The 26,445-nt window shown below is 71.7% G+C and carries 26 protein-coding genes; 19 read left to right on the top strand and 7 right to left on the bottom strand.

The window, feature by feature from the left end; genetic code table 11:
* The first annotated feature begins 694 nt into the window (after window positions 1–694).
* On the top strand, window positions 695–934 hold the full coding sequence (locus Ade02nite_RS37345; RefSeq protein WP_203774091.1) for a hypothetical protein: 240 nt from the start codon (window positions 695–697) through the stop codon (window positions 932–934).
* A gap of 412 nt (window positions 935–1,346) precedes the next feature.
* Here Ade02nite_RS37345 and Ade02nite_RS37340 read toward each other — a convergent pair whose 3' ends face one another.
* Together Ade02nite_RS37340 and Ade02nite_RS37335 are read right to left on the bottom strand one after the other, a co-directional pair.
* The gene (locus Ade02nite_RS37340) at window positions 1,347–2,315 is read right to left on the bottom strand and encodes a diacylglycerol kinase family protein (protein WP_203774089.1); all 969 of its coding nucleotides are present in this window, start codon (window positions 2,313–2,315) and stop codon (window positions 1,347–1,349) included.
* Window positions 2,315–3,607: an adenylosuccinate synthase gene (locus Ade02nite_RS37335; RefSeq protein ID WP_203774087.1), complete on the bottom strand. Its 1,293-nt coding sequence runs from the start codon at window positions 3,605–3,607 to the stop codon at window positions 2,315–2,317. Before Ade02nite_RS37335 ends, Ade02nite_RS37340 begins: the two co-directional genes overlap by 1 nt.
* A gap of 119 nt (window positions 3,608–3,726) precedes the next feature.
* Between Ade02nite_RS37335 and purD the strand changes: the two genes are divergently transcribed.
* Entirely contained in the window at window positions 3,727–4,968 is a 1,242-nt protein-coding gene (gene purD / locus Ade02nite_RS37330; protein WP_203774085.1) for a phosphoribosylamine--glycine ligase, read from the top strand.
* Here the strand turns inward: purD and Ade02nite_RS37325 are convergent.
* A complete protein-coding gene (locus Ade02nite_RS37325; RefSeq protein WP_203774083.1) occupies window positions 4,936–5,526 on the bottom strand; it encodes a hypothetical protein in 591 nt (196 codons plus the stop codon). The two genes, purD and Ade02nite_RS37325, sit on opposite strands and share 33 nt — an antisense overlap.
* Before the next feature lie 165 nt (window positions 5,527–5,691).
* Between Ade02nite_RS37325 and Ade02nite_RS37320 the strand changes: the two genes are divergently transcribed.
* Together Ade02nite_RS37320 and Ade02nite_RS37315 are read left to right on the top strand one after the other, a co-directional pair.
* Window positions 5,692–6,840 (top strand): sensor histidine kinase, encoded by a 1,149-nt coding sequence (locus tag Ade02nite_RS37320; protein WP_203774081.1) that lies wholly within the window; start codon window positions 5,692–5,694, stop codon window positions 6,838–6,840.
* Complete coding sequence (locus Ade02nite_RS37315; protein WP_203774079.1) at window positions 6,837–7,487, top strand: response regulator; 651 nt, start codon at window positions 6,837–6,839, stop codon at window positions 7,485–7,487. Before Ade02nite_RS37320 ends, Ade02nite_RS37315 begins: the two co-directional genes overlap by 4 nt.
* Before the next feature lie 16 nt (window positions 7,488–7,503).
* On the opposite strand, the gene Ade02nite_RS37310 is transcribed toward Ade02nite_RS37315, so the two are convergent.
* Window positions 7,504–7,956 (bottom strand): SCP2 sterol-binding domain-containing protein, encoded by a 453-nt coding sequence (locus Ade02nite_RS37310; protein WP_203774077.1) that lies wholly within the window; start codon window positions 7,954–7,956, stop codon window positions 7,504–7,506.
* Window positions 7,957–8,087: 131 nt separating this feature from the next.
* Between Ade02nite_RS37310 and Ade02nite_RS37305 the strand changes: the two genes are divergently transcribed.
* The 6 genes from Ade02nite_RS37305 (at window position 8,088) to purL (ending at window position 15,250) form a co-directional block, all read left to right on the top strand.
* Window positions 8,088–8,606 carry an ArsR/SmtB family transcription factor gene (locus Ade02nite_RS37305; RefSeq protein ID WP_203774075.1) on the top strand — a complete coding sequence of 173 codons (519 nt, stop codon included), beginning with the start codon at window positions 8,088–8,090 and terminating at the stop codon, window positions 8,604–8,606.
* Window positions 8,606–9,913 (top strand): MFS transporter, encoded by a 1,308-nt coding sequence (locus tag Ade02nite_RS37300; protein WP_203774073.1) that lies wholly within the window; start codon window positions 8,606–8,608, stop codon window positions 9,911–9,913. The genes Ade02nite_RS37305 and Ade02nite_RS37300 overlap by 1 nt, the downstream gene beginning before the upstream one ends.
* A complete protein-coding gene (gene purB / locus Ade02nite_RS37295; RefSeq protein WP_203774071.1) occupies window positions 9,910–11,331 on the top strand; it encodes an adenylosuccinate lyase in 1,422 nt (473 codons plus the stop codon). The genes Ade02nite_RS37300 and purB overlap by 4 nt, the downstream gene beginning before the upstream one ends.
* A 327-nt stretch (window positions 11,332–11,658) precedes the next feature.
* Window positions 11,659–11,916 (top strand): phosphoribosylformylglycinamidine synthase subunit PurS, encoded by a 258-nt coding sequence (gene purS / locus Ade02nite_RS37290; protein WP_203774069.1) that lies wholly within the window; start codon window positions 11,659–11,661, stop codon window positions 11,914–11,916.
* Window positions 11,913–12,623 (top strand): phosphoribosylformylglycinamidine synthase subunit PurQ, encoded by a 711-nt coding sequence (gene purQ / locus Ade02nite_RS37285; RefSeq protein ID WP_203774119.1) that lies wholly within the window; start codon window positions 11,913–11,915, stop codon window positions 12,621–12,623. The genes purS and purQ overlap by 4 nt, the downstream gene beginning before the upstream one ends.
* Window positions 12,623–15,250 (top strand): phosphoribosylformylglycinamidine synthase subunit PurL, encoded by a 2,628-nt coding sequence (gene purL, locus Ade02nite_RS37280; protein WP_203774067.1) that lies wholly within the window; start codon window positions 12,623–12,625, stop codon window positions 15,248–15,250. The genes purQ and purL overlap by 1 nt, the downstream gene beginning before the upstream one ends.
* A gap of 57 nt (window positions 15,251–15,307) precedes the next feature.
* Here the strand turns inward: purL and Ade02nite_RS37275 are convergent, their stop codons facing one another.
* A complete protein-coding gene (locus Ade02nite_RS37275; RefSeq protein ID WP_203774065.1) occupies window positions 15,308–16,993 on the bottom strand; it encodes a carboxypeptidase-like regulatory domain-containing protein in 1,686 nt (561 codons plus the stop codon).
* A 156-nt stretch (window positions 16,994–17,149) separates the two neighbouring features.
* On the opposite strand from Ade02nite_RS37275, the gene Ade02nite_RS37270 reads away from it, so the two are divergent.
* From Ade02nite_RS37270 to amcA, 5 genes are all read left to right on the top strand, one after another.
* Entirely contained in the window at window positions 17,150–17,521 is a 372-nt protein-coding gene (locus Ade02nite_RS37270; RefSeq protein WP_239169329.1) for a sterol carrier family protein, read from the top strand.
* A gap of 101 nt (window positions 17,522–17,622) precedes the next feature.
* Window positions 17,623–19,170 (top strand): amidophosphoribosyltransferase, encoded by a 1,548-nt coding sequence (purF, locus tag Ade02nite_RS37265; RefSeq protein ID WP_203774117.1) that lies wholly within the window; start codon window positions 17,623–17,625, stop codon window positions 19,168–19,170.
* 34 nt (window positions 19,171–19,204) lie between these two features.
* Window positions 19,205–20,338, top strand: coding sequence for a phosphoribosylformylglycinamidine cyclo-ligase (gene purM, locus Ade02nite_RS37260; RefSeq protein ID WP_203774061.1), 1,134 nt, complete (start codon window positions 19,205–19,207; stop codon window positions 20,336–20,338).
* Window positions 20,339–20,501: 163 nt separating this feature from the next.
* Window positions 20,502–21,605: a cyclophane-forming radical SAM peptide maturase AmcB gene (amcB, locus tag Ade02nite_RS37255; RefSeq protein WP_203774099.1), complete on the top strand. Its 1,104-nt coding sequence runs from the start codon at window positions 20,502–20,504 to the stop codon at window positions 21,603–21,605.
* A complete protein-coding gene (amcA, locus tag Ade02nite_RS37250; protein WP_203774059.1) occupies window positions 21,574–21,807 on the top strand; it encodes a multiple cyclophane-containing RiPP AmcA in 234 nt (77 codons plus the stop codon). Before amcB ends, amcA begins: the two co-directional genes overlap by 32 nt.
* A gap of 121 nt (window positions 21,808–21,928) precedes the next feature.
* Here amcA and Ade02nite_RS37245 read toward each other — a convergent pair whose 3' ends face one another.
* The gene (locus tag Ade02nite_RS37245) at window positions 21,929–22,141 is read right to left on the bottom strand and encodes a DUF3073 domain-containing protein (protein WP_203774057.1); all 213 of its coding nucleotides are present in this window, start codon (window positions 22,139–22,141) and stop codon (window positions 21,929–21,931) included.
* A 228-nt stretch (window positions 22,142–22,369) separates the two neighbouring features.
* Window positions 22,370–23,449, bottom strand: a complete 1,080-nt coding sequence (locus Ade02nite_RS37240) for a Glu/Leu/Phe/Val family dehydrogenase (protein ID WP_203774055.1) — start codon at window positions 23,447–23,449, stop codon at window positions 22,370–22,372.
* Window positions 23,450–23,601: 152 nt separating this feature from the next.
* Here Ade02nite_RS37240 and Ade02nite_RS37235 point away from each other — a divergent pair, with 152 nt between their 5' ends.
* The 4 genes from Ade02nite_RS37235 to Ade02nite_RS37220 all read left to right on the top strand — a co-directional run bounded on the left by Ade02nite_RS37235 (window position 23,602) and on the right by Ade02nite_RS37220 (window position 26,439).
* On the top strand, window positions 23,602–24,441 hold the full coding sequence (locus Ade02nite_RS37235; RefSeq protein ID WP_203774053.1) for a DUF8083 family protein: 840 nt from the start codon (window positions 23,602–23,604) through the stop codon (window positions 24,439–24,441).
* Window positions 24,442–24,723: 282 nt separating this feature from the next.
* Window positions 24,724–24,933: a BldC family transcriptional regulator gene (locus Ade02nite_RS37230; protein WP_014687221.1), complete on the top strand. Its 210-nt coding sequence runs from the start codon at window positions 24,724–24,726 to the stop codon at window positions 24,931–24,933.
* Between the two features lie 187 nt (window positions 24,934–25,120).
* The gene (locus tag Ade02nite_RS37225; protein ID WP_203774051.1) at window positions 25,121–25,897 is read left to right on the top strand and encodes a class I SAM-dependent methyltransferase; all 777 of its coding nucleotides are present in this window, start codon (window positions 25,121–25,123) and stop codon (window positions 25,895–25,897) included.
* Window positions 25,894–26,439, top strand: coding sequence for an RNA 2'-phosphotransferase (locus Ade02nite_RS37220; RefSeq protein WP_239169328.1), 546 nt, complete (start codon window positions 25,894–25,896; stop codon window positions 26,437–26,439). Before Ade02nite_RS37225 ends, Ade02nite_RS37220 begins: the two co-directional genes overlap by 4 nt.
* Window positions 26,440–26,445: the final 6 nt, after the last annotated feature.

The following is a 26,445-nucleotide window of genomic DNA, read 5'->3' as shown; positions in this document are numbered from 1 at the left end:
CTGCGGGCCGTGGGCGTGTGGCTGCGGGTCCGGTGGGAAGGGCTGCGGGCCGTGGGCGTGTGGCTGCGGGTCCGGTGGGAAGGGCTGCGGACCCTGCTGCGAGGGCTCCGCGACCTGCGAAAGGGGCTGGGAATCCTGCGAAGGCGGCTGCGAGAGCTGTGAATCGTGTCGCGAACCCTGCGCGCTGGGTCGAGCCTCAGAGTGCGGCTCCTGCGCAGGCGGGAACGGCTGGTGGGCCGGCGGCTGCGGGTGTGGATAGGCCTGTGACGGCGTGTGCCCGGTCTCCGTCGGCGGCTGGTGCATCTGGGGCTGCTGGATCTGGGGCTGGTGCATCTGCGACTGCGGGAAGGCGCGCGGGTCGATGCTGGGTGGATAGGGGCCGGGCGGCGTGCTGCGGTTGGCGGCCTCGTCCTTGTGTGCGTCGAGGCCGGGGCGGGCAGGCGGGGCGGTCCAGTTCGGCACGGAGCCCAGGTGCGCCGGCGCGTCCTCGAAAGGCAGGGGCACGGACGCCGAGCCGGTGGCCGGCGGCGTCGGCTCAGGCGCCGGGGTGCCGTCTCGTGGGGTCCGGTCGCGCCCGACGGTGCCGTCTCGTGGAGTCCGGTCGCGTCTCGAGGCGCCCGCCTGCGGCGCGTCTGGCTCGGTCGGCGTGGGGAGGGGGCGCTGCGGCGGCTGTGACCAGGGCGAATCGGGCAAGGTGTGCACGCCGGACTCCGCGTCGGCCGGCTCGGCCGAGATGGGCGCGACGCCGCCGGAGCCGGGCGCGGTGCCGGAGACGGGCACGGTGCCGGACACCGCCGTGCTGCCGGAGATCGGCGTGCTGCCGGACACCGCCGTGCTGCCGGAGAGCGGCGTGCTGCCGGACACCGGCGCGGTGCGGGGAAAAGGTGGGACCGGGGTCGCGCCGTTCGGGCGTTGGACGGGGACCGGGCCCTGACCGTGCACCGGTTGTGGCGCGGCGTGCGAGGCGTCGGGCCGGGACGGCGCGGCGTGGGGCGGCGCGGCGTGGGGCGGCGCGGCGTGGGGCGGCGCGGCGTGGGGCGGCGCGGTGTGGGGCGCCTGGGGTGAGGGCTGCACCGGGATGTGCGGGACCGGGTCGCGGTCGCCGGGGCGGTAGACGCCCGTGGGTGGCACCGGCGCGGGCGCAGGCACGGGTGGCGGCGTGTCCTGGGGGACCGGGTGGCCGTGCACCGGAGCCGCCAGCTCCTCCGCCTCCCAGAACGGTTCCACGTCTCGGTCCGGGGGCGTGCCCGGGACGTGGACGCGGTCGGCGTTCTCGTCCTCCACCGATGCCACGGATGCAACCCTCCCCGATGGTTGGTCCTACATTTTCAGACTCGCACAGTCCGTCAGCCTGCGTATACCGCCCAGGCGCCGGGCTCCGTCCACCACGATCGCTTGCGGTTCATCGATCCAGCCACGCCGTCGTCGAGGAACTGGAGCTCGCCGTCGCGGGGGAGGACCGAGACCGCGCGGCCGCGCGCTCGGCGTACCTCGATGCGGATCTTTGTGCCTTTGAAGCGCTTCTTGACGATCATCGGGACGGCGACCGCCACCTCGACCGTGCCGTCCTCGGCGTTGCCCTCGGCGAGCAGCTGGAGGCCGTCGAACTCGGCGTAGCCGGCACCGTTGCCGATCGCGCAGGCCAGGATCGGGTCGTCGCCGCCGGAGAGCACCGCGTCGTCGACCTCGACGCGGCCGCGCCACGGCAGGGCCCGGCCGTTGTCGTCGACGCCGCCCACCAGGGCGCCGTCCACCGTGACCGAACCCCCATCGTTGCGCAGCAGGTCAAGCCGGCGGGTGCGGCCGGACAGGACCGCCTCGGCCACCGCCGACGGCACGCGGGGCAGGCCGAGCTGCGCCGCGAGGTCGGTGGTGTTGGCGACGTCCAGCGGCAGGATCGCGATGGGCGGGAGGTCCGGCACCGTGCGGTCGGCGGCCAGGTCGGCCGGGCGCTTGCTGGGCGGCGGAGCGTACCGCCGGACCAGCCGGCGCACGACGGCGCGCAACTGGCCGTCGGTGGCCGAGGCCACCACGAGGCGGACCCTGGAATCCGACGCCGGCCAGGTCAGGCCGTCGGCGCGGGTGGGCCCGTCGAGGCGGGCGATCACCTCGTCGATCTCGGCGTCGGAGTGCGCCGTGACCATCTCGACCAGGGCGCCGCCCGCGGTCAGGGCGTCGGCGCACTCGCGTACCGGCACGCGGGGGGTGTCGCAGGCCGCCTTCTCGAGAACGCCGCAGCCGCCGCAGGACGACCCGCAGGCGCCCGCGGACGAGCCCTCTCCGATGGCCAGGCTGAGCAGGATGACGTCGTACATCAGGCCTCGCTCAGCACCGAGTGACGCTCGATGACCTCTTCGCGGCCGGGGCCGACGCCGACCACCGAGATGCGGGCGCGGATGCGCTCCTCGACGAACTCGACGAAGCGCTGGGCGTCCTTGGGCAGGTCGGCGAAGGTGCGGCAGCCGGAGATGTCCTGCTTCCAGCCGGGCAGGGTCTCGTAGATCGGGACCGCGTGGTGGAAGTCGGACTGGCTGATCGGCATCTCGTCGTGGCGGACGCCGTTCACCTCGTACGCCACGCAGACCGGAATCTCGTCCAGGTCGTCGTAATTGTCCAACTTGGTGAGAACGAAGTCGGTGACCCCGTTGATCCGCTGCGCGTAGCGGGCCATCACCAGGTCGAGCCAGCCGATGCGGCGCGGGCGGCCGGTCGTCGTGCCGTACTCGTGGCCGACCTCGCGCAGGTGGTCGCCGAACTTGTCGTGCAGCTCGGTGGGGAACGGGCCCTCGCCGACGCGCGAGGTGAACGCCTTGAGCACGGCCACCACCCGGTCGATGCGGGTGGGCGGGATGCCGGAGCCGGTGCAGGCGCCGCCTGCCGTCGCGTTGGAGCTGGTCACGAACGGGTAGGTGCCGTGGTCGACGTCGAGCAGCGTGGCCTGGCCGGCCTCGCAGAGCACGACCTTGCCGGCGTCGAGCGCCTCGGAGAGCTCGAGCGCGGTGTCACCCACGTACGGCCGCAGACGGTCGACGTAGGACAGCAGCTCCTTGACCACGTCGTCGGGCTTGACCGCCTGACGGTTGTAGATCTTGCTGAGCACCTGGTTCTTGAAGGAGAGCGCGGCCTCGACCTTCTGCCGCAGGATCGACTCGTCGAAGAGGTCCTGCACGCGGACCCCGACGCGGTTCATCTTGTCGGCGTAGGTCGGGCCGATGCCGCGACCGGTCGTGCCGATGCGGCGCGAGCCGAGGAAGCGCTCGGCCACCTTGTCCATCGAGCGGTTGTACGACGGGATGACGTGCGCGTTGGCGCTGACGCGCAGCCGCGACGTGTCGACGCCGCGCGCCTCGAGCCCGTCGATCTCCTGGAAGAGGACGGCCAGGTCGACCACGACGCCGTTGCCGATCACCGGGACCACGCCCGGGGTCAGGATGCCGCTGGGCAGCAGGTGGAGGGCGTATTTCTCACCCTCGATCACCACGGTGTGACCGGCATTGTTGCCGCCGTTGAACTTCACCACGTAGTCGAGCCGGTCGCCCAGCAGGTCAGTGGCCTTGCCCTTGCCCTCGTCGCCCCATTGGGCGCCGACCAACACGATCACCGGCACTTGCGTGACGCCTTCCGTAGAACAGGTCGTACCTGGCAGAGGTCCGGGTACTGCCGAAGTTTACGCGACAGCCCCGCTGTGCGACGTGGGGAAGGAGACCGCCGGTAGGATCGCCGGTCGTGCGCGTACTTCTGATCGGCTCCGGCGGCCGCGAACATGCCCTGGCTCTCGGCCTCGCCGCCGACCCGTCCGTCGACTTCCTCGCCGCCGCTCCCGGCAATCCGGGCATCGCTCAGGTGGCCGAGCTGCATGACGTCAAGGCGACGGATCCGGCGGCCGTCGCGGCCCTCGCCGTCGAGCTCGCCGCCGACCTGGTCGTGGTGGGCCCCGAGGCGCCGCTGGTCGCCGGGGTGGCCGACGCCGTGCGCGCCAAGGGCATCGCCTGCTTCGGCCCGAGCGCGGCCGCCGCGCAGCTGGAGGGCTCCAAGGCCTTCGCCAAGGACGTGATGGCCGCGGCCGGCGTCCCCACCGCCGGGTCGTACGCGTGCACGACCGCGGACGAGGTCGCGCGCGCCCTCGACGAGCTCGGCTCGCCGTACGTGGTGAAGAACGACGGCCTCGCCGCCGGCAAGGGCGTCGTGGTGACCGAGGACCGCGCCGTCGCCGAGCGGCACGCGGCCGAGTGCGGCACCGTCGTCATCGAGGAGTACCTGTCCGGCCCCGAGGTCTCGCTCTTCGTGGTCACCGACGGGACGGCCGCGGTGCCGCTGATGCCGGCGCAGGACTTCAAGCGGCTCGCCGACGGCGACCAGGGCCCCAACACCGGTGGCATGGGCGCGTACGCCCCGCTCGACTGGGCGCCGCAGGACCTCGTGCCGCGGGTGCTGCGCGAGACGGTGGAGCCGACGCTGGCCGAGATGCGCCGCCGGGGCACGCCGTTCGCCGGTCTGCTCTACGTCGGACTCGCGCTCACGCCCGACGGCCCCAAGGTGATCGAGTTCAACGCGCGCTTCGGCGACCCGGAGACCCAGGTCGTGCTCGCGCTGCTGGAGACGCCGCTGGGCGGCCTGCTCAACGCCGCGGCGACCGGGACGCTCGCCGAGCACCCGCCGCTGCGCTGGCGCGAGGGCGCCGCGATCACGGTGGTGGTGGCGAGCCGGAACTACCCGGGCACGCCGCGCACCGGCGACGTGATCGAGGGCGCCGAGGTGCCCGGGGTGATCCACGCCGGCACCGCTCGCCGGGACGACGGCGCGCTGGTCTCGGCCGGTGGCCGGGTGCTGAGCGTGACGGCCGTCGGCCCCGATCTCGCGGCGGCGCGCGAGGCGGCTTACGCGTTGGTGGACAGCGTGCGGCTGGACGGCGCCCAGTACCGCACCGACATCGCGCTAGGCGCGGTCGAGGGCCGGATCAGCCTGTAGCGCGGGCTGCCGCACCAACGTGGCCGACAGCCACAGCACTCCTGCCGAGCCGACCAGCAACCCGCCCAGATAGACGGCCTCCGGCACCGACGTCCGCAGCGCCGCCGCGCCGAGCCCGGCCACATAGAGGGCGAGCGCGCCGCGCGGCAGCACCCCGGCCCGCCAGGACGCGAAGCCGAAGACCAGCACGCCGGCCAGGAAGGTCAACGCCACGACCAGGAAGTAGGGACGGCCCGGCCCGGTGAGGATCGCCTCCCGGCCGGCCGCGTCCTGGTACTGCAACACGGCGTGGGTGAGGAACTCGATCGCGAACAGGCCGCTGAGGCCGAGGTGGTTGAGGACGAAGCCGACCAGGCCGACACGGCCGGCCGCCCGCCGTTGAGCGAGGTAGAACGCGGTCAGGGTGAGCAGCAGCAGTGCGCTCGCGGGCGGCGCGAGGGCGTGGGTGGCGGCGTTCTCCGGCACGAGACCGGCGCGGCGGAGGGCGGCCAGCACGGTGAGGCCGCCGCCGATCAGGCCGGCGATGCCGGCAAGGCGGTACAGGACGCGGTCGGGCATGGTCGGCTCCTTCGCTCGTGGGCATTGCCGACTCACCGTGCCGAGACCGGCGCGGCCGGTGACAGTGCCGGCCGGCCAGGATGCGCCGCGACCGGCACATGACCATCGGCCAGACTTGGCCCGCGGCGATGGGCTTCCGTGCCGCGCGGCCCTAGCCTGACTGTCATGTCCCCGGGTGCTCCGCCGCTGCGCTGGATGGCCTCGCTGCTGTATGTCGCCGTTCTGGCGACCGGGCTCTATTACGCGGCCGCCGGGCTGGCGCCGGCGTGGCCGTCGGTGGCCCGGCTGGTCTTTGTCGCCGCGCTGCTCGTGCTGCTCGCCGTCGAGCAGGCGCAGCGGTACGTGGAGGGGCGCCGCGGGTGGGCGATCGTCCTGCTCGCGGCACGGATCGGGCTGCTCGCGGCGGTGGCGGCGGCCGATCCCGGCGGGTTCGCCCGCGCGTTGTTCATCCTGGTGCCGTTCTTCGCGTACTTCTCGCTCGGCCGCCGGGCGAGCATCGCGCTCGCCGCGGCGTACCTGCTGGTCGCGACGGCCCGGGCGGCGACCGTGCCGGGCTGGCGCGCCGATCCGGAGACCGTCTCCGACCTGCTGATGCTCTTCATCGGGATGGTGCTGACCGTGGCGGCCGCCGCGGTCGTGGACGAACAGCGGCGCAGCCGGCTTCGCGCCGAGCGGCTGGTCGGCGAGTTGAGCGCGGCCCAGCGCCAGGTCGCCGAGCTGAGCGCCGCGGCCGAGCGCAACCGGCTGGCCCGGGACATCCACGACAGCGTCGGCCATCACCTCACCGCGGTCAGCATCCAGTTGGAGAAGGCGGAGGCCTTCCGCGACCGGGACCCGGCCGCGGCGGATCGGGCCGTCGCCGACGCACGCACGGCGTCGGGCCGGGCCCTGCGCGAGGTGCGCGAGTCGGTCAGCGCCCTGCGTGCCGCGCCGTTCTCGCTGGCCACCGCGATCGCGGCGCTCGCCGAAGGGCTGGACGACCCGGCTTTCCGGGTCTCGGTCGAGCTCAGCGGAAGCGAGGCCGGCCACGGCCGGAACGCCCTCGAGGCGCTCTACCGGGTGGCGCAGGAGGCGCTGACCAATGCCCGGCGGCACGCCGGCGCCGACCGGGTGCGGGTCGCCGTGCGGCTGGACGACCCGGCGGCGACGATCGAGGTGGCGGACAACGGCCGGGGCTTCGCGGTCGAGGCGGCGGCGGGCAGCGGCCTGCCCGGCCTGCGCGAGCGCTTGGCCGCGCTCGGCGGCGCCCTGCGCATCGACTCGGCGCCGGGCCACGGCACGAGGGTGACCGCGAGCGTGGGTGGCCGGCCATGACCGGCGCCGAGTCCGTGCGGGTGCTGGTCGTCGACGACCAGGCGCTGGTGCGGGAGGGCATCGCCTCGCTGCTCGGCATCGAGCCGGGCATAGCGGTGGTCGGCACGGCGGAGGACGGCCGCGAGGCGGTGGAGGCGGCGTTGCGAACGGAGCCGGACGTCGTGCTGATGGACGTTCGGATGCCGGTGCTCGACGGGGTCCGGGCTGCCGAGCTGATCCGCGAGCGGCTGCCGTCCTGCCGGGTGCTGATGCTGACCACGTTCGACGACGAGGAGTACGTGCTCAGCGCGCTGCGCGCCGGCACGAGCGGATATCTGCTGAAGAACCTGCCGGCCCGGGAGCTGGCGCAGGCGGTGCGGCTGGCGCACGCCGGAGTGGAGCAGCACGACGCCGCGGCGATCCGGCGGCTGGCGACGGCTCTGGACCGGGACGGCCACCGGCCCCCGGCGCCGCGGCCGGATCTGACCGGCCGGGAGTTCGAGGTGCTGCGGTTGATCGCCCGGGGCGACACGAACCGGGAGATCGCCGCGCAGCTTTATGTCAGCGAGGGCACGGTGAAGAACCACGTGTCGCACATCCTGAGCCGGCTCGGGTTGCGCGACCGGGTGCAGGCGGCGATCTACGCCAGGGAGAACGGCCTGGCGTAGATCGCCGGCCGCTCGATCAGGCCTTCGGGATGTCGAAGAGCTTGGCCACGTTGGCGGCCAGGCCCAGGTCGCCCTTGGCCTTCACCTTGCCGGTCATGAAGAGCATCATCGGGTTGCCGTCGCCCGAGACGACCTTGAGGAACGTGACGGCGTCCATGGTCATCGTCAGCTTCGGGTCGCGGGCCGGCTGGTTGGTGACCGTGCAGGCGCCGTTCTCGATCACGGTCTCGTAGGTGTCGCTCGCGCCGCCGGCGCCGCCCGTGATCACCCAGTGGATGACGGCCTGGGTGCTGCCGGCCTTCTCCGGGCGGAAGAGGGTGGGCATGCGGTTGAAGACCTCGTCGAGGATCTTCGTGCGGTTCTCGCCCGCCATCACCTCGGCGATCTTCGAGTCGGGCGTCGACTTGACGAGCTGAGCGAACTCCTTCGGGCCGATCGAGGCGAGCGACTCGGGGTTGAAATCAGTCATCGGTGGACCTTTCGGGCTGAGCGGACTACCTACTCGTCAGTAACCTTAGCGATGATGCTGCTTCTTCGTGCAGTGTGCCACTCCCAAAGAAACGTTGGACAGTCGACGTGCCGTTCCCTAGACTCCCCAACATGTCTTTGGGAGAAGGTGGCGGGCGGGCGTCGCTGAGGGCGACGGCTCATCCCGTACGGCTTCAGATCATGTCCCTGCTCACCGGCGCGCCCATGACCGCGGCCGAGGTGGCCCGCGAGCTCGGCCTGACCCACGCCAACGCGAGCTATCACCTGCGCAACCTCCTCGCCGCCGGCCTGATCGTGCAGGCCGGCGAGGAAAAGATCCGCGGCGGCGTCGCGAAGCGCTACCGCTACGACACCACACGGGACCACCCGCCGAACGACCCCGGCCAGCGGCGCGCCCTCTTCGTGGCCCTGGGCAACGAGCTGATCCGCCGCGCCGCGTCGGGCCGGTTCGGCGAGAAGAACGGCCTGCTCGGCGACGGCGAGTTCTGGGTCGACCCCGAGACCTGGGTCGAGATCCGGGCGAAGTTCCGTGACCTGGTCGACGAGCTGCACCGGGCGGCTCAGCCGCCACGCACCCCCGGCACTGTCCGTACGAGCACCACCGTCGCGATGTTCGAGATGGAGTCCTGATGAGTAGCGCCCTGGCGCCGCTGCGACACGCCCCTTTCCGACTTCTCATCACCGGCCGCACGATCAACGCCCTGGGCAACTCGTTCGCGACGCTGGCGCTCGCGTTCGCCGTCCTCGACCTCACCGGATCCACCAGCGACCTCGGCCTGGTCGTCGGCATCCGCACGCTGGTCAACGTCATCTTCCTGCTCTTCGGCGGCGTGCTCGCCGACCGCATGCCCAAGCAGCTGCTGATGGTCGGCTCCAGCCTGGCCGCCGCCCTCTCCCAGGGCATCGTGGCGTACCTGGTGCTCAGCGACTCGGCCACGGTCCCGCTGCTGATCGTCCTCGGCGCGGTCAACGGCATGGTCGGCGCGCTCGCGCTGCCGGCCAGCTCGTCGATCCTGCCGCAGACCGTCCCCGCCGAGATCCGCCAGCAGGCCAACGCGATCAACCGGCTGACCCTCAACTCCGCCGTCATCCTCGGCGCCCCGCTGGCCGGCGTGGTCGTCGCCGCGACCAACCCCGGCTGGGGCATCGCGATCGACGCCGTCACCTTCCTCGTCGCCGCGCTGGTCTTCATGGCATTGCGGACACCCCCGGCCCCGGCGAAGCCCGCCGCGGCCGAGGGCACGATCGGCGACGAGCGGACGCCGGGCGAGGCGGCCGTCGAGCCGTCCCGGCCGAACATCTTCGCCGACCTGCGCACGGGCTGGACAGAGTTCTGGTCGCGCACCTGGCTCTGGGTCGTGGTGGCCGCCTTCTCGGTGATCAACGCCTGCTGGAGCGGCGGCCTCTACGTGCTCGGTCCCGCTGTCGCCGACGAGACCTTCGGCCGGCAGAGCTGGGGCTTCGTGCTCGCCGCGCAGACCGGCGGCATGATCCTGGGCGCGCTGATCGCGATGCGGCTGCGGGTGCGCCGCCTGCTCCTGCTCGGCGCGGTGAGCACGTTCGGCATGGCGCTGCCGCTGCTGTTGCTCGGCCTCTATCCCCAGGTCGTCGTGCTGATCGTGGGCGCGCTGCTGGCCGGCGGGCTGCTCGAGCAGTTCGGCGTCGCGTGGGAGACGACGATGCAGGAGCACGTGCCGCCGGACAAGCTCGCGCGCGTGTACTCGTACGACATGGTCGGCTCTTTTGTCGCGATGCCGATCGGCGAGCTGCTGGTCGGGCCCATCTCGCACCAGGTCGGTGTGGAGGCGACGCTGGTCGGCGCCGGCGTGCTGGTGATCGTCGCGGTGTTGGGCATGCTGGCCAGCCGCGATGTCCGGACGCTGCGTCATGAGCTGCCGGAGCGTGATCCGGTGTCCGTGAAAGAATCGGTCGCGTGACCATCCCGAACGTCCTTGCCTCCCGCTACGCCTCCGCCGAGCTCGTCGACCTCTGGTCCCCGGAGGAGAAGATCAGGATGGAGCGGCGCCTCTGGCTCGCCGTCCTGCGCGCCCAGCGCGACCTCGGGGTGTCGGTGCCCGACGGCGCCGTGGAGGCGTACGAGGCGGTGCTCGACGACGTCGACCTCGCGTCGATCGCCGCCCGCGAGCGGGTCACCCGGCACGACGTGAAGGCGCGGATCGAGGAGTTCAGCGCGCTCGCCGGCTTCGAGCAGATCCACAAGGGCATGACCTCGCGCGACCTCACCGAGAACGTGGAGCAGCTCCAGATCCGGGCGTCGCTCGAGCTGATCCGCTCCCGCGTGGTGGCCACCCTGGCCCGTCTCGCCGAGCGCGCCGTCGAATACTCCGACCTGGTCATGACCGGCCGCTCGCACAACGTGGCGGCGCAGGCCACCACGCTCGGCAAGCGGTTCGCCTCGGCCGCGCAGGAGCTGCTGATCGCGTACGAGCGCCTCGACGACCTGATCGGGCGCTACCCGCTGCGCGGGATCAAGGGGCCGGTCGGCACCGCCGCCGACCAGCTCGACCTGCTCGACGGCGACTTCGACGCCCTGGGTGTGCTGGAGCAGCGCGTCGCCGGGCACCTCGGCTTCAACCGGGTGCTCAGCAGCGTCGGCCAGGTCTACCCGCGCTCGCTCGACTTCGACGTGGTCTCGGCGCTGGCCCAGATCGTCGCCGGCCCGTCGTCGCTGGCCACCACGATCCGCCTGATGGTCGGCCAGGAGCTGGTCACCGAGGGCTTCAAGCCCGGCCAGGTCGGCTCCTCGGCGATGCCGCACAAGATGAACACGCGCTCCTCCGAGCGGGTCAACGGCCTCGCCGTGATCGTCCGCGGCTACCTGTCGATGGTCGGCGAGCTCGCCGGCGACCAGTGGAACGAGGGCGACGTCTCCTGCTCGGTCGTGCGCCGGGTCGCCCTGCCGGACGCGTTCTTCGCCACCGACGGCCTCTTCCAGACCTTCCTCACCGTGCTCGACGAGTTCGGCGCCTACCCGGCGGTGATCGCGCGCGAGCTCGACCGGTTCCTGCCCTTCCTCGCGACCACCAAGATCCTGGTCGCCGCGGTGCGCAAGGGCGTCGGCCGCGAGGTCGCCCACGAGGTCATCAAGGAGCACGCGGTCGCCGTGGCGCTGGCCATGCGCGAGAAGGGCGCGGCCGTCAACGACCTCTTCGACCGGCTCGCGGAGGACGGGCGGCTCCGGCTGAGCCGATCCGAGATCGACTCCCTGGTGGCCGACCGGGCCGCCTTCGTGGGTGCCGCGCCGTCGCAGGTGCGCGCGGTGGCCGAGCGGGTCGCGACGATCGTCGCGGCGCACCCCGAGGCGGCGAAGTACGCGCCGGCGCCCATCCTCTGAATTCTGCCGCCGAGGCGCGGCGGAGCTCGACCGTCTCGCCACACCCCAGCGGAACACCGACGTTAGGGGCCTTCGGGCCCCGCGCCAAGCATCCAGTTGACACCTATCACGGTGTGATGACCATCGCGTCAGCGGTGTGGATGCTGGGACAGCAGGGACGACGACGTCCCGGAAAATTGAAGGTTTGATCGTTCGAGTGGGCGAGATCACCGGCGAGATTGCCTGCTCAGCCCGGCCGGCGTCGCGTGCGCGACACCGGCCGACCAGCCCGTAACGTGGATCGCAAGGTAGGCTCCACGTGCTTACACCTATCAGTCAGGAGTGCCCGTGGCTCGCGTCGTGGTCGACGTCATGCTGAAGCCGGAGATCCTCGACCCGCAGGGCCAGGCGGTCGCTAACGCGCTGCCCCGGCTCGGCGTCACCGATGTCTCCTCCGTCCGGATCGGGCGGCGGATCGAGATCGAGTTCACCGGTGAGCCCGATCTGGACAGGGCTCGTGAGATCGCCGACAAGCTGCTCGCCAACCCCGTGATCGAGGATTTCGACATCAGCGTGGTTGAGGACGTCAAGGCAGAGGTCGCCTGACCATGCGCATCGGTGTGGTCACCTTCCCGGGCTCGCTCGACGACGGGGACGCGGCCCGCGCCGTGCGCCTCGCCGGGGCCGACGCCGTCCGCCTCTGGCACGGCGATCCCGACCTGCACAACGTCGACGCCGTGGTGCTGCCCGGCGGGTTCTCATACGGCGACTACCTGCGCTGCGGCGCGATCGCCCGGTTCGCCCCGGCCATGGAGTCGATCATCGACGCGGCCCGCGGCGGCCTGCCGGTGCTCGGCATCTGCAACGGCTTCCAGATCCTCTGCGAGGCCCACCTGCTGCCCGGGGCGCTGACCCGCAACCAGCACCTCCACTTCCGCAACCGCGACCAGTGGCTTCGCGTCGAGTCGGCGGACACCGCCTGGACCAACACGTTCCAGCCGGGCCAGGAGATCCTGATCCCGGTCAAGAACGGCGAGGGCTGCTACGTCGCCGACCAGCGGACGCTGGACGCGCTCGAGGCCGAGGGCCGGGTGGTCGCGCGATACATCCGCGGCAACCCGAACGGCTCGCAGCGCGACATCGCCGCCGTCACGAACGAGGCCGGCAACGTCGTCGGCATCATGCCGCATCCGGAACACGCGGTGGAGGCGCTGACCGGGCCGTCGCTCGACGGTCTCGGCTTCTTCACCTCGGTCCTGCGGGCCCTGGCCGGGGCGACCGCGGGGGCTTCGCACGCAGGGGGACACCAGTAATGACCACGCAGCCGGAGACGGCAGCGCCGAACCAGAAGCCGACCGGTTTTGCCGCGACGGACGTGCTGGTCAACGAGTTCGACGGCGGACCCGACACGGTGCACCGGGCCTTCCAGACCCCGGACGAGCTCCAGCCGCACACCGAGTTGGGCCTCAAGGACGACGAGTACGAGCGCATCCGGCAGATCCTCGGCCGCCGCCCGACCGCGTCCGAGCTGGCGATGTACTCGATCATGTGGAGCGAGCACTGCTCCTACAAGTCGAGCAAGGTGCACCTGCGCCAGTTCGGCGAGAAGGCACCGCGCAGCGACCGCATGCTCGCCGGCATCGGCGAGAACGCGGGCGTCGTGCAGATCTCCGACGAGCTCGCGGTGACCTTCAAGGTCGAGTCGCACAACCACCCCAGCTTCGTGGAGCCCTACCAGGGCGCCGCGACCGGTGTCGGCGGCATCGTCCGCGACATCCTCGCCATGGGCGCCCGGCCGATCGCGGTGATGGACCCGCTGCGCTTCGGCGCGGCCGACCACCCGGACACCGCCCGGGTCCTGCCCGGCGTGGTCGCCGGCATCGGCGGCTACGGCAACTGCCTGGGCCTGCCCAACATCGGCGGCGAGATCGTCTTCGACCCGACGTACCAGGGCAACCCGCTGGTCAACGCGCTCAGCATCGGCGTGCTGCCGGTCGAGCGCCTCCAGCACAAGGAGGCCGCCGGCGTCGGCAACATCGTCGTCCTGCTCGGCGCGCGCACCGGCCGCGACGGCATCGGCGGCGTGTCCGTGCTCGCGTCGGCGACCTTCGACGAGGAGGCCGAGCAGCGCCGCCCGTCGGTGCAGGTCGGCGACCCGTTCATGGAGAAGCTGCTCATCGAGAGCTGCCTCGAGCTGTACGACGCCGGCCTCGTCGCCGGCATCCAGGACCTCGGTGGCGCGGGCCTGACCTGCGCGCTCACCGAGACCGCGGCGGCCGCCGGCACGGGCATGCGGGTCTGGCTCGAGCGGGTGCCGCTGCGCGAGGCGTCGATGTCGCCGACCGAGATCCTCGCGAGCGAGTCGCAGGAGCGGATGCTCCTCATCGTCACCCCCGAGAACCTCGACGCGGTGCTCGCCGTCGCCGAGAAGTGGGGCGTGTGGGCCACCGCGATCGGCGAGGTCACCCCGGCCGGCGAGGACGGCTCCCCGGGCCGCCTCGTGATCACCTGGAACGACCACGTCGTGGTGGACGTGCCGCCCGGCTCGCTCGCCGACGACGGCCCGGTCTACGCCCGGCCGATCCGCGAGCCCGCCGACCTGATCCTGCTCCAGGCGGACAAGGCCGAGACGCTGCCCCGCCCGTCCACGGGCGAGGAGCTGCGCGAGACCGTGCTGCGGATGGCGGGCTCGCCCAACCTCTGCGACAAGACCTGGGTCACCGAGCAGTACGACCGCTACGTGCTCGGCAACACGGTGCTCGCCCAGCCCGAGGACTCGGGCGTGCTGCGCATCGACGAGCGCACCGGCCTCGGTGTGGCGCTGTCGGTGGACGGCAACGGCCGCTTCGCCCGCCTCGACCCCTACGAGGGTGCGAAGCTGGCGCTGGCCGAGGCCTACCGGAACGTCGCCGTCACCGGCGCCCAGCCGGTGGCCGTGACCGACTGCCTCAACTTCGGCTCGCCCGAGGACCCGGCCGTGATGTGGCAGTTCGCCGAGGCCGTGCGCGGCCTGGCCGACGGCTGCCAGCTGCTGGGCACCCCGGTGACCGGCGGCAACGTCAGCTTCTACAACCAGACCGGCGCCGCGGCGATCCACCCGACCCCGGTGGTCGGCGTGCTCGGCGTCTTCGACGACGTGTCCCGGCGCATCCCGATGGGCTTCCCGGCGCCTTCCGGCGACGGCGACCTGCTCTTCCTGCTCGGCGACACGGCCGCGGAGCTCTCCGGCTCCGAGTGGGCGTGGGTCACCCACGGCCACCTCGGCGGCCGTCCGCCCAAGGTGGACCTGGCGCACGAGCAGCGCCTGGGCGCCCTGATGGCCCGCGCCTCGCAGGCCGGCCACGTCAACGCGGCGCACGACCTCTCCGACGGTGGCCTGTCCCAGGCGCTCGTCGAGAGCACGCTGCGGCGCAACGTGGGCGCGCGCGTCGCGCTGCCGGAGGACGGCAACTCGGCGTTCGTCCAGCTCTTCAGCGAGTCGTCGGGCCGTGCGCTGGTCGCGGTGCCGCGCGGGCACGACAAGGCGTTCGTGGCGCTGGCCGCCGAGTTCGGCGTCTCGTGCGCCCCGCTCGGCGTCACCACGGCCGAGCCGGTGCTCGAGGTGCGCGACCAGTTCAGCATCCCGCTGGACGAGCTGCGCGAGGCGCACACGGCGACGCTGCCGGCCCTGTTCGGCGGCGCGGCGGAGCTGGCCAACCGGCACGGCGACCCCGAGCACGCGGCCGACCCGTCCGCTCCGGCGCGACCCGACCGCGGCGACGAGGTCCTCGTGACGGCGGCGGCCGGTGCGGCGATGGAGTCGGCGGCCCCGATCGAGGCGGACGGCATCCCGGCCGCGTCGGTGGCCGAGGTCAAGGAGCCGGTTCCGGCCGAGGAGGGCCGGTCGGTCACCCTCGAGCTGACGGAGCCCCAGCCGGGCGGCCCGATCGACCCCGCCTGACAGACACGAAAAAAGGCCGGCCGGCGAAATTTCGCCGGCCGGCCTTTTTCGGCTTTGTCAGTAGCGGCGCTGACCGCGCTGGTCGTAGTCGTCCTGGTCGTAGCCGCCGTTGTACTGCTGGGTGTGGCCGCCGTACTGCTGCTGGCCGCCCTGCGGGCCGTAGCCGCCGTTGTCCTGGTCGTCCCAGCCGCCCTGCTGGCCGTACTGCTGCTGGCCGCCCTGGTCGTAGCCGCCCTGCTGGCCGTAGCCGCCGTTGTCGTGCTCGTCCCAGCCGCCCTGCTGGCCGTACTGCTGCTGGCCGCCCTGGTCGTAGCCGCCCTGCCGGCCGTAGCCGCCCTGGTCGTAGCCGCCGTAGCCCTGGTCGTCCTCGGGGCGGTAGAAGCCGGTCGGCTCGCTGTACGACCCGTAGCCGCTGTCGGGCTGCTGCGCGGCGGCGCCGTACTGCTGGGTGCCCCCGCCGTACTGCTGGGTGCCGCCCTGGTTGTCCCAGTTGCCGTTGTAGCTGCCCTGCGGCGGGATCGGCGCGCCGTAGGGGTCGGGGAACTCGTCGTCGGCCGCGGGCACCGGGCGCTGGAGCACGGTGGGCGCGTCACCCATGCCGCCCATGGTGGGCGCCGGCGCGATCATCGTCGCGTCGTTGCGCCCGCCGCCGACCGGCGCGGCCACCCGGGTCGCGTCGTTGAAGCGGCCCTGGCTCGGCGGGACGGCGCCGCCGGACGGCGACATGCTCGTCGGGTCGTCGTCGCCACCGTCGGGCGGGTTGTTCTTGCGGCGCATCCAGACCAGCACGATCGCGCCGATGCCGGCGGCGACGAGCAGGATGCCGATGATGATGTAGAGCCAGGAGCTGCCACTGTCCTCGCTGGCGGCGGCGTTGGTGGCCGCGCCCTCCTCGGTCGTGGTCTCCGTGGTCGCCGGCTCCTCCTCGGCCGCGGACTCCTCCGCGGTCGGGGCCGGGCTGAGCGACGCGGACGCCGAGGGCGAGGCCGACGCGGACGGGCTCTCGGTCACTGTCGACTCGAGGATCAGGTTCTTGGTCACGCTGCCGTCGGCGGAGCCCTGGATCGAGACCGTGGCGGCCTTGAAGCCCGCCTTGGCCGCGCCGATCGTCAGGGTCCCGGGCGCGATCGGCTTGCTGTCCGTCGAGCTGAACGTGTAGGAGCCGGTGCCGCTGGAGGTCGTCTCGAACGTGGTGCCGTTGCTGTCGCGCATGCCGACCGTGGCACCGGAGACGCTCTTGCCGTCCTGGTCCTTGACCTTGCCGGAGACCTTGGTGACCGCCTGCGGCTTGTCCTGGCCCTTGACCGTGATCGTCGCGTTGGCGCTGTCGGTCTCCGCGCCGATCGATGCGGTCACGCGGACCTGCACCGAGCGGGTGTCGCCGGGGCTCACGTTCGGCGCGGTCAGGGTGGCGTTGAACTGCTTGCTGTTGCCCGCGTCGACCTGCGTCAGGCCCGAGCAGTCACCCGAGCAGCTCATGCCGGAGACCCTGTACGAGATCGTCACGCGCTGCTGCTGGCCCTGCCCGCCGCCCTCGCCGGGGTTGTCCTCGGCCTCGGGCGCACTGACCTGGTACTGCAGGCTAAGCTGACCGCCCGTCAGCACCTCGGTCTGCAGATTGGTGATCTCCACGTCGGGTGGGTCAGCCAGCGCCGCCGCCGGGGCCGCGAAGAGCCCGCCCGCGACCACAGCCAGTAACGCACCGGCCTGGATCGCCCGGCCTCGTAGGTGCGTCGTCACCATCCACCGCCTTCCGGTCGCACGGTCTCCCGGCTTCTCTTCAGGTGCCGGTTACATCCCGCGACTAAAACACCGTCGGCCACTATGCCTTGTCACACGTCCATCGCGCGACCCAGGGCCGCGTACCAATCTCGACGGGACGGGTCGTATCGTCCCGACGTGTCCCCTGCGCACAATAAATCCGAGTCCGTCATCCGAGCGTTGGACGCGCTGGAGCGCGGCGCCGAACCCGAGAGATCGGTGCTGCGTGACGCTGTGCGAGCGCTGCTGACCGAGTTGTCCCGCCGTGCGCCTGGCCGATCGGTGGAGGTGCGAATTCCGCCTTTCGGTGCGATTCAGTGTGTTGCGGGTCCTAGGCACACCCGGGGGACACCCCCCAATGTGGTCGAAGCCGATCCGGTCACCTGGGTGCTCGTCGCCACGCAGCGTGTGAGCTGGGCGGATGCGCTGCGTGACGGGAGGCTGCGCGCCAGCGGTAACCGAACGGACCTCAGCGAATACCTTCCGTTGACCGGCGCGGTTGCCGATTGACAGCCCGAGCCGTGGCCCGCTCGCTCGCGTACACTGGGCGGTCGGGAGCGGAGCGGTGGACCCCACTCACGTTCGAGCAGATCAGCATGAGGGAGCGACAGGTGCCCCGAGGCGACGGCCGGTTGACCGACGATCTCGACCCCCAGGAGCGCGGCCCCCAGGATGCCTGCGGCGTCTTCGGCGTCTGGGCCCCCGAGGAAGAGGTCGCCAAACTCACCTACTTCGGGCTCTTCGCTCTTCAGCACCGCGGCCAGGAGGCCGCCGGCATCGCTGTGAGTGACGGCTCCGGTGTGGTGGTCTACAAGGATCTGGGCCTCGTGTCGCAGGTCTTCGACGAGCCGACGCTGGCGAGCCTCCGCGGCCACCTCGCGATCGGCCACACGCGCTACTCGACCACCGGCGGCTCCAACTGGGAGAACGCGCAGCCCACGATCCGCGCCACCACCGCCGGCACGACCATCGCGCTGGCGCACAACGGCAACCTGGTCAACACCGCCGAGCTGGCCCGCGAGGTCGCCGAGCGGGGCCTCGAGGCCGACAGTGCCACCTCCGACACCGCCCTGGTGACCACGCTCCTCGCCAGCCGCCCCGACCTGTCGGTCGAGGCCGCCGCGCTCGAGGTGCTGCCCACCCTCCGGGGCGCGTTCAGCTTCGTCTTCATGGACGAGAGCACGCTCTACGCGGCTCGCGACCCCCAGGGCGTGCGCCCGCTGGTGCTCGGCCGCATGGAGCGCGGCTGGGTGATCGCCAGCGAGACCGCCGCCCTCGACATCGTCGGCGCGAGCTTCGTGCGCGAGGTCGAGCCCGGCGAGATGCTCGCGGTCGACGAGCACGGCCTGCGCTCCACCCGGTTCGCCGCGCCGGAGCCCAAGGGCTGCCTCTTCGAATACGTCTACCTGGCCCGCCCCGACACCACGATCGCCGGCCGCAACATGTATTCGGCCCGCGTCGAGATCGGCCGGCGGCTCGCCAAGGAGCACCCGGTCGAGGCCGACCTGGTCATCCCGGTGCCCGAGTCGGGCACCCCGGCCGCGATCGGCTACGCCGAGGCCTCCGGCATCCCGTACAGCGCCGGCCTGACCAAGAACGCATACGTGGGCCGCACCTTCATCCAGCCGTCGCAGACCATCCGCCAGCTCGGCATCCGGCTCAAGCTCAACCCGCTGCGCGAGGTCGTGCGGGGCAAGCGCCTCGTGGTGGTCGACGACTCGATCGTCCGCGGCAACACCCAGCGGGCGCTGGTGCGCATGCTGCGCGAGGCCGGCGCGCTCGAGGTGCACGTCCGCATCTCGTCGCCGCCGGTGAAGTGGCCGTGCTTCTACGGCATCGACTTCGCCACCCGCGCCGAGCTCGTCGCGAACGGCCTCGAGATCGATGGCATCCGTCGCTCGATCGGCGCCGACTCCCTGGGCTATGTTTCCCTGGACGGCCTGGTGCAGGCGACCGAGCAGCCGAAGTCCCGCCTCTGCATGGCGTGCTTCGACGGCGAGTACCCGATCGAGCTCCCGGCCGGCAACCTGATCGGCAAGCATCTGCTCGAGGGTGTCGGCAAGCGGGCGTCGATGCCCGCCGCGACCGACGAGGCGGCCACCGCGGCGGTCGCCGAGCTCGAGACGGAATACGAAGCCGTCGCCGCGCACCACCAGTGACTTCGATGCAACAAGCAGCTCTAAGGGGAGAACCGTGACGCACGTGTCCGAGCGCAACAGTGCCGGATCCAACCAGCCGTGGACGGCTGGTGCCGGGCGCGGAGGCGCACGCAAGCGCACGGCCACCTACGCGGACGCCGGCGTCTCGATCGAGGCCGGCGACCGCGCGGTCGAGCTGCTCAAGTCCAAGGTCAAAAAGACGACCCGGCCCGAGGTGATCGGTGACCTGGGCGGGTTCTCCGGCCTGTTCCGGCTCAACACCCAGAAGTACAAGAGCCCGATCCTGGCCTCGTCGACCGACGGCGTCGGCACCAAGCTGGTGATCGCCCAGCAGCTCGACATCCACGACACGATCGGCATCGACCTGGTCGCCATGGTCGTCGACGATCTGGTCGCCTGCGGCGCCGAGCCGCTGTTCCTGCTCGACTACATCGCCTGCGGCGAGGTCGTGCCGGACAAGGTCGCCGAGATCGGCGCCGGCATCGCCGACGGCTGCCGCTACGCGGGCTGCGCCCTGCTCGGCGGCGAGACCGCCGAGCACCCGGGCGTGCTGCGCCCCGACGAGTACGACGTGTCGGCCACCGGCGTCGGCGTGGTGGAGGAGAGCGAGATCCTCGGCCGCGAGCGGGTCGAGGTCGGCGATGCCGTCATCGCGATGCGCTCGTCCGGTCTGCACTCCAACGGCTACTCGCTCGTGCGCCACGTGCTGCTCGGCGCCGGTCGCATGCGGCTCGACTCGGTGGTCGACGACTTCGGCACCCAGCGCACCCTGGGCGAGGAGCTGCTGACCCCCACCAAGATCTACGCCAAGGACTGCCTCGGCCTCATCGAGGAGACCGACGTCCGCGCGTTCTCCCACGTCACCGGCGGCGGCATCCCGGGCAACCTGGTGCGCGTGCTTCCCGAGCACGTCGACGCTGTCGTCGACCGCTCGACCTGGCGCCCGCAGCCGATCTTCGACCTCATCCAGGCCAAGGGCCGCATCGAGGACCACGAGATGGAGGCCACGTTCAACATGGGCGTGGGCATGTTCGCGGTCGTCTCCGCCGACGACGCCGACCGTGCCATGGCCTACCTGACCGGTCGCGGCGTCGAGGCCTGGCAGGTCGGCGAGGTCATCGAGGGCACCGGCGAGGTGCAGATGATGGGGCAGTACACCCGCGGCTGAGGCCGAAAAGCCGGGACAAACGTGAAATGATCCGCGTGTGTCGATGTCGGGCACATGCGGATCTTTCGCGTTCGGGGTGGACTGCGGGGCCTAGCCTGACGTGAGTTTCTCCGAGGCGTCAGGGACGGGGGTGCGGAAGATCGTGGCGGAAAGCTGGAGCGGCATGCGCGGCGTCGCGCCCGTGCCCACCTACGTCGTCATGCAGCCGACCACCCTCTGCAATCTCGACTGCTCCTACTGTTACCTGCCGTTCCGGGCGGCGGACAAGCGCATGCCGGTCGAGGTGGCCGGCGCGGTGGCCGCGGCGATCGAGCCGTGGGCGGCGGACGGGCGATTCTCGGTGGTGTGGCACGGCGGCGAGCCGCTGGCCGCGGGCCGTGAGCATCTGGGCGCGCTGCTCGCCCCGTTCGGCCCGGGCGTGGAACACCACGTGCAGACCAACGCGACGCTGATCGACGACGCGTGGTGCGCGTTCTTCGCCGAGCACCAGATGCGGGTCAGCGTCAGCGTGGACGGGCCGGCGGCGCGCAACGACCAGCGGGTGACCCGGGGCGGCCGGCCGGCGTACGACCGGATCCTCAAGGGCGTCGAGGCCCTGCGCCGCCACGACATCCCGTTCTCGGCACTGTGCGTGGTCAGCGACCCGCGACCGGGCGTGGCCGCCGAGCTCTACGACTACTTCCTCGGGCTGGGCTGCGACGTGCTCGGCATCAACGTCGAGGAGCTGGAGGGCGTCAACACCCGCGCGAACGGGCACGACGCCGCCGAGGTGACCGCCTTCTGGGCCGAGCTGGTCGCCGCCTGGCGCCGCGATCCGCGCATCCACCTGCGCGAGGTCGAGTGGTCGCTGCGCTACGTGGCGGCGGTGCTCGACGGCACCGCGGACGAGCTGCTGCCGCGCCGGCTCGACCCGATACCGACGATTGCCCACGACGGCTCGGTGGTGCTGCTCTCGCCCGAGCTGGCGGGCTTCTCCGATCCCCGGTACGGCGACTTCACCAGCGGCAACGTGCTGAGCACGCCGCTGGGCGAGATCCTGGCCGGCGCCGAGGGCACGCCCTGGATCGCCGAGTTCCTGCGCGGCGTGGAGGCCTGCCGCGCCGGCTGTCCCTACTTCGGTTTCTGCGGCGGCGCCCACGCGGCCAACCGCTACTTCGAGACCGGCCGGTTCGACACCACCGAGACGGACCACTGCCGGAACAGCAAGATGCGCCTATTGGAGGGAGTGCTCGACCATGCCCGAGATCACGAGCCCACGGCTGTCTGAGGACAGGGACGCGGGAGCCGATCCGGTGACGGCACGGGTGCGAGACACCCGGGCGGGGTTGGCAGCCCTCATCGCGGAGGCGGAGGAGGCTCGCAGGCAGCGCGCGGAGAGCACGTCGGAGGACGGCGGCTCGGCGGTCTGCGCCTGGAACCACTTCGAGAACATCCCCACGTTCTACAACTGGAACAACCGGCCGCGCTGACAGCGACTCCGGTCAAAGCCCACGCGGGGTGCCACCCGCGTGGGCTTCAGTGTTGAACCGTAGGAAGGTGACCACGACACACGGAAGCACGCGGTCGGCCGCGTGCTCTGTGCAATACGGGTCAGCGCCTTGTAGGCGACCAGGTGTCCTGGTCGTCCTCAGCGTCATCCTCGTCATCGTCGACGAACTCATCGTTGTCGTCGTCGAAGTGACGGTCGGACTGGCGTGCACCCGCCAGTTCGCGCTGCAAGGCGGTGAGGTCGGTGTTCGGGGAGTGGTACTTCAGCTCCCGGGCCACCTTCGTCTGCTTGGCCTTAGCACGGCCGCGCCCCATGGCTCGACCCCCTCGCACAGAATTCGGGGCAGCCCGAAGGCGGGCCCCGATGACGTCAGGCATCTCTCGTGGGTCTTACGGTACATGGGCGATGCCTTGTTCGGCACCTCGGGTTGCCTGTGACACTGCCGCGCGTCGCGGTTTTCCGCCCCGGAACGCGCGGCAGGCCCGAAACCGCTCCCATTTCCACCGGATCGACCGGTCATGGGGTCCTACGTTCGTACAGCCTTACGACAGGTAGATCGAGCGCAACCGGCCGACCTCGGCGATGCGCTGCTCGGCGAGACGGTCGGCGGCCACCACCGGCGCCACGCCCTCGGAGTCGGCGAGCTGGAGGATCCGCCGGGTCGTCTCGAAGATGCCGGTGGCGCGCAGCTTGGCCCGCTCGAAGTTGAAGCCCTCGATCTCGTCGGCCACCTGGATCACGCCGCCCGCGTTCACCAGGTAGTCGGGCGTGTAGAGGATGCCTCGTTCGGCAAGGGTCTTCTCGATGCCGGGGTGGGCCAGCTGGTTGTTGGCCGCACCGGTGACGACCTTGGCCCGCAGCACGGGCACCGTGTCGTCGTCCAGCGCGCCGCCCAGCGCGCAGGGCGCGTACACGTCGAGGTCGCTGGTGATCAGGGCCTGCGCGTCCGCCACGAGCTCGATCTGGGGGTACGTGGTGCGCGCCCAGCTCAGCGCCGCCTCGTTCACGTCCGTGGCGATCACCGCGGCGCCGTCCTCGATGAGGTGGCCGGCCAGGTACTTGCCGACCTTGCCGAGGCCCGCGATGCCCACCGTGCGCCCGGCGAGGGTGGGACGGCCCCAGACGTGCTCGGCCGCGGCCCGCATGCCCTGGAAGACGCCCCAGGCGGTCAGGATCGAGGAGTCGCCGGCGCCGCCGTGCTCGAGGCTGCGCCCGGTGACGTAGCGGGTCTCGCGGGCGATGACGTCCATGTCCGGCACGTAGGTGCCGACGTCGCAGGCGGTGTAGTAGCGGCCGTGCAGCGACTCGACGAAGCGGCCGTAGGCGCGGAGCAGACCCTCGGACTTGGCCCGGGCCGGGTCGCCCCAGATGACCGCCTTGCCGCCGCCGAGGTCGAGGCCGGCGAGGGCGTTCTTGTACGCCATGCCGCGGGAGAGCTTCAACACGTCGGCGAGCGCGGCCTCCTCGCTCTCGTACGGATAGAACCGGGTGCCGCCGAGCGCCGGCCCGAGGGCCGTCGAGTAGATCCCGATGATCGCCTTGAGGCCGGTCTGCCTGTCCTGGCAGAAGACGACCTGTTCGTGACCGGTGGCGTCGGTGCCGTCGGTGTCGAACACGCCCATGGCTGTTCTCCTGATCTGTGGTTGTGGCCCTCGTGGGACCGATCGTCCCGGCGGGGGTGTGCCGGACACCGCGAGCCTAGTCGGGCGACCCCCGCCACGATTACGTCCGCGCGGGAAGTTCCACTCGGCCGATTTCGTGAAAGACTCGCGCCGTGCCGTCACTGTTCGCGTCGTACCTACGGGTTTACGAGCCGCTGACCGCCTTCGATCGCGAGCGCCAGGTCTTCTGGCGGCGCTACGCCCGGGAGGGGCGCGACCTCGGTCCCGTCGATGGTCCCGTGCGGCAGCGTACGGCCGTGCTCGAGGCGCTCGGCGCCGGTTGGACCAGGTTGCCCGACCTCCCCGACGAGGCCTATGTGCTCCAGTGGGGCGACTCGCTGCTGGTCTGCCCCTGGAACCTGCGCCTGCGGGTCGCCGAGGCGGCCCTGAACGCCCGCGACGGTGTGCCCAGCGTGCTGGCCGACGCCTTCGTGCCCCCGGTGCTGGCCGGGCTGGCCAAGGCGATCGTGGAGGACTGGCGCAGCGGCGCCAAGGTCCTCGAGCACGGCGTGCCGCGGGTGCACGAGCAGGTCGCCACCTGGGGCGTGCCGCTGCGCTGGTTCGCCTTCGTCGACCTGGAGGAGCGGGAGTTCTCGCTGACTCCCGCGGGGCGCACCCTGCGCTACCGCACCGAGATCTCCAAGGCCCGCCGGCGTGCCCACCGTGCCGTCGCGGTGCTGCGCAAGTCGCTCGGCGACGCCCCGATCACCGAGGCGGTCGAGGAGGGCACCCGGTGGCTGGAGGAGTTCCACCCGCGCTCGATCGTCGAACTTGATTACGGCGGCCTCGTCAACCTTCTCCCGGATGACGACCTCGCGGCGGACGATTCACCCGGATTGGTGGCGGCCGGGCTCTCCGCGCTGTCCCGCGGCGACGCCGACGACGCCTCCGCCGCCTACGAGAAGCTCGTCGATCGCTGGCGAGCGGTCCAACTCCTCGAACGCTGCAACTGAGCTGCGGAAATAGGGACAGACGGGCAGGTTTTACCGCCCATGGGAACGCTCCCGAAGCGAATACTCTTCGTGATCAGCGCCAGCCGAAGCGTGATAATCGGACTAAACGAGACACTATCTGGCGTAGAAAACACGCAAAAATCGGGCATGCTTCATCCGTCTATCTGGGGACGTTCGTCCGTTCGGCCCATGTCGGACATCGGGGACTAGCCGGACCATGAGAGACGCACCGGCCGGCGGGACCCCGGCCGATGTCTTTAGGTACCTGTGGAGGAGTGACCGATGGCATCGCGTACGCACGATCCTGAGCCGCTACTAACGCCGGCAGAGGTGGCGTCGATGTTCCGTGTCGACCCGAAGACCGTCACCCGGTGGGCGAAGGCCGGCAAGCTGAGTGCGATCCGCACTCTGGGCGGCCACCGTCGTTACCGGGAGTCGGAGGTTCGCGCCCTGCTGCAGGGGCAGATTCCCACGCAGCGTCAGGGCGACTGAACGGACCTCTAGTCGCGCGAGATCGTTGCAAGGGGCGAGCGTCGGGGAAGGCGATCGCCCCTTCTTCGTCTTCTGGTTTCCCCGTTCTCCCGTTTGATCATCAAACGAGCGTGTGCCGCCGACGTCACGGCCTGGTGCTTTCGCAATCGAGTTGCCGCGCAGCCGCCGGGCGCCAAGGGTAGTGACCATGGAACAACCACCCATCGGCGACGTCTTCGGCGAGATGATCCGGGACGCGTACGCGGTACGCACCGGAGTCGGGCCGCGCCCCCTCGCGGGCGGCCGTGTGCCGCGCCCCGTGATCGAGGTGATCGAGCGGGACGACGGCCTGATCAACGGCGCACCCGCCGACCACTATCTGGGCGAGCCCGCCGAGTGGCAGCCGCACGACCACCGGGCCCTGCGCCTCTGCCGCGGTCACGTGCTGGACGTGGGCACGGGCGCCGGGCGTACCGCGATCGAGCTCCAACGGCGGGGCATGGCGGTGACCGGGCTCGACACCTCGCCGGGCGCCATCGACGTCGCGCGCCGCCGCGGCCTGCGCGACACCGTGCTCAACACCGTCGACGCCTTCGCCGGGGCGAGCGTCCGATACGACACGTTCCTGCTGCTCGGCAACAACCTGGGCCTGCTCGAGGGCCCGTCGCGCGCGCCGGCCCTCCTCGCGGCCCTGGCCCGGCTCGCCAATCCCGGCGCGCGGATCATCGCGCAGGGTACCGACCCCTACGGCACCACCGATCCGGTGCACGTCGCCTATCACCAGCGCAACCGCGAGCGCGGGCGCCTCGGCGGCCAGCTGCGGCTGCGGCTGCGCTACCGGCGGCTGGCGACCGAGTGGTTCGACTATCTGAACTGCTCGGCCGAGGAGCTGGAGATGCTGCTCCAGGGCACGCCGTGGCGGCTGAAGGCGATCGACGACGAGGACCGCCCCTATTACCTCGCGGTGATGGAGCTGGCCGGGTGAGCGAGATCAGCCGCCGGATCGCCTTCCTGCTGCGGCACCGGCCGGAGTCCGCCGGCCTGATCCTGGACGCGAACGGCTGGGTGCCGGTCGGCGACCTGCTCGCCGTGCTGCCGATCGGCCGCGCCGAGCTCGACGAGATCGTGGCGCGGGACGAGAAGTCGCGGTACGCGGTCGAGCGCCGGGCCGACGGGACGGAGTGGATCCGCGCGAACCAGGGGCATTCGCGCCGGGTCGCGGTCGATCTGGGCCTGGCGCCCGCGGCGCCGCCGGAGGTGCTCTTCCACGGCACGCCGAGCCGCAACCGCGCGTCGATCCTGCGGGACGGGCTGCTGCCGGGCAGCCGGCACCACGTGCACCTCTCGCCGGACGTGCCGACCGCCCTGGTGGTGGGCCGGCGGCGCGCCCGCGACGTGCTGGTGCTGCGGGTGGCCGCGGCCGTGATGGCCGCCGAGGGACATGTCTTCCATCGCAGCGAGAACGGCGTGTGGCTCACCGCGGCCGTCCCGCCCCGGTACCTCATGCCAGAACGGACAAATCCGTAATATCCC

Origin of the sequence: Paractinoplanes deccanensis, from assembly GCF_016862115.1 — a bacterium.
Classification (GTDB): Bacteria; Actinomycetota; Actinomycetes; order Mycobacteriales; family Micromonosporaceae; genus Actinoplanes; species Actinoplanes deccanensis.
The sequence above is the reverse complement of the archived record's forward strand: the minus strand, read 5'-3'. Positions and strand labels throughout refer to the sequence as shown.

Coding starts and splice junctions, on each gene's coding strand:
- Ade02nite_RS37240 (WP_203774055.1), bottom strand. CDS start 23,449: ATGGGCGTGTTCGACACCGACGGCACCGACGCCACCGGTCACGAACAG.
- Ade02nite_RS37305 (WP_203774075.1), top strand. CDS start 8,088: ATGTCTTTGGGAGAAGGTGGCGGGCGGGCGTCGCTGAGGGCGACGGCT.
- Ade02nite_RS37315 (WP_203774079.1), top strand. CDS start 6,837: ATGACCGGCGCCGAGTCCGTGCGGGTGCTGGTCGTCGACGACCAGGCG.
- purL (WP_203774067.1), top strand. CDS start 12,623: ATGACCACGCAGCCGGAGACGGCAGCGCCGAACCAGAAGCCGACCGGT.
- Ade02nite_RS37230 (WP_014687221.1), top strand. CDS start 24,724: ATGGCATCGCGTACGCACGATCCTGAGCCGCTACTAACGCCGGCAGAG.
- amcB (WP_203774099.1), top strand. CDS start 20,502: ATGCGCGGCGTCGCGCCCGTGCCCACCTACGTCGTCATGCAGCCGACC.
- Ade02nite_RS37300 (WP_203774073.1), top strand. CDS start 8,606: ATGAGTAGCGCCCTGGCGCCGCTGCGACACGCCCCTTTCCGACTTCTC.
- Ade02nite_RS37225 (WP_203774051.1), top strand. CDS start 25,121: ATGGAACAACCACCCATCGGCGACGTCTTCGGCGAGATGATCCGGGAC.
- Ade02nite_RS37245 (WP_203774057.1), bottom strand. CDS start 22,141: ATGGGGCGCGGCCGTGCTAAGGCCAAGCAGACGAAGGTGGCCCGGGAG.
- Ade02nite_RS37320 (WP_203774081.1), top strand. CDS start 5,692: ATGTCCCCGGGTGCTCCGCCGCTGCGCTGGATGGCCTCGCTGCTGTAT.
- Ade02nite_RS37340 (WP_203774089.1), bottom strand. CDS start 2,315: ATGTACGACGTCATCCTGCTCAGCCTGGCCATCGGAGAGGGCTCGTCC.
- amcA (WP_203774059.1), top strand. CDS start 21,574: ATGCCCGAGATCACGAGCCCACGGCTGTCTGAGGACAGGGACGCGGGA.
- Ade02nite_RS37310 (WP_203774077.1), bottom strand. CDS start 7,956: ATGACTGATTTCAACCCCGAGTCGCTCGCCTCGATCGGCCCGAAGGAG.
- Ade02nite_RS37275 (WP_203774065.1), bottom strand. CDS start 16,993: ATGGTGACGACGCACCTACGAGGCCGGGCGATCCAGGCCGGTGCGTTA.
- Ade02nite_RS37325 (WP_203774083.1), bottom strand. CDS start 5,526: ATGCCCGACCGCGTCCTGTACCGCCTTGCCGGCATCGCCGGCCTGATC.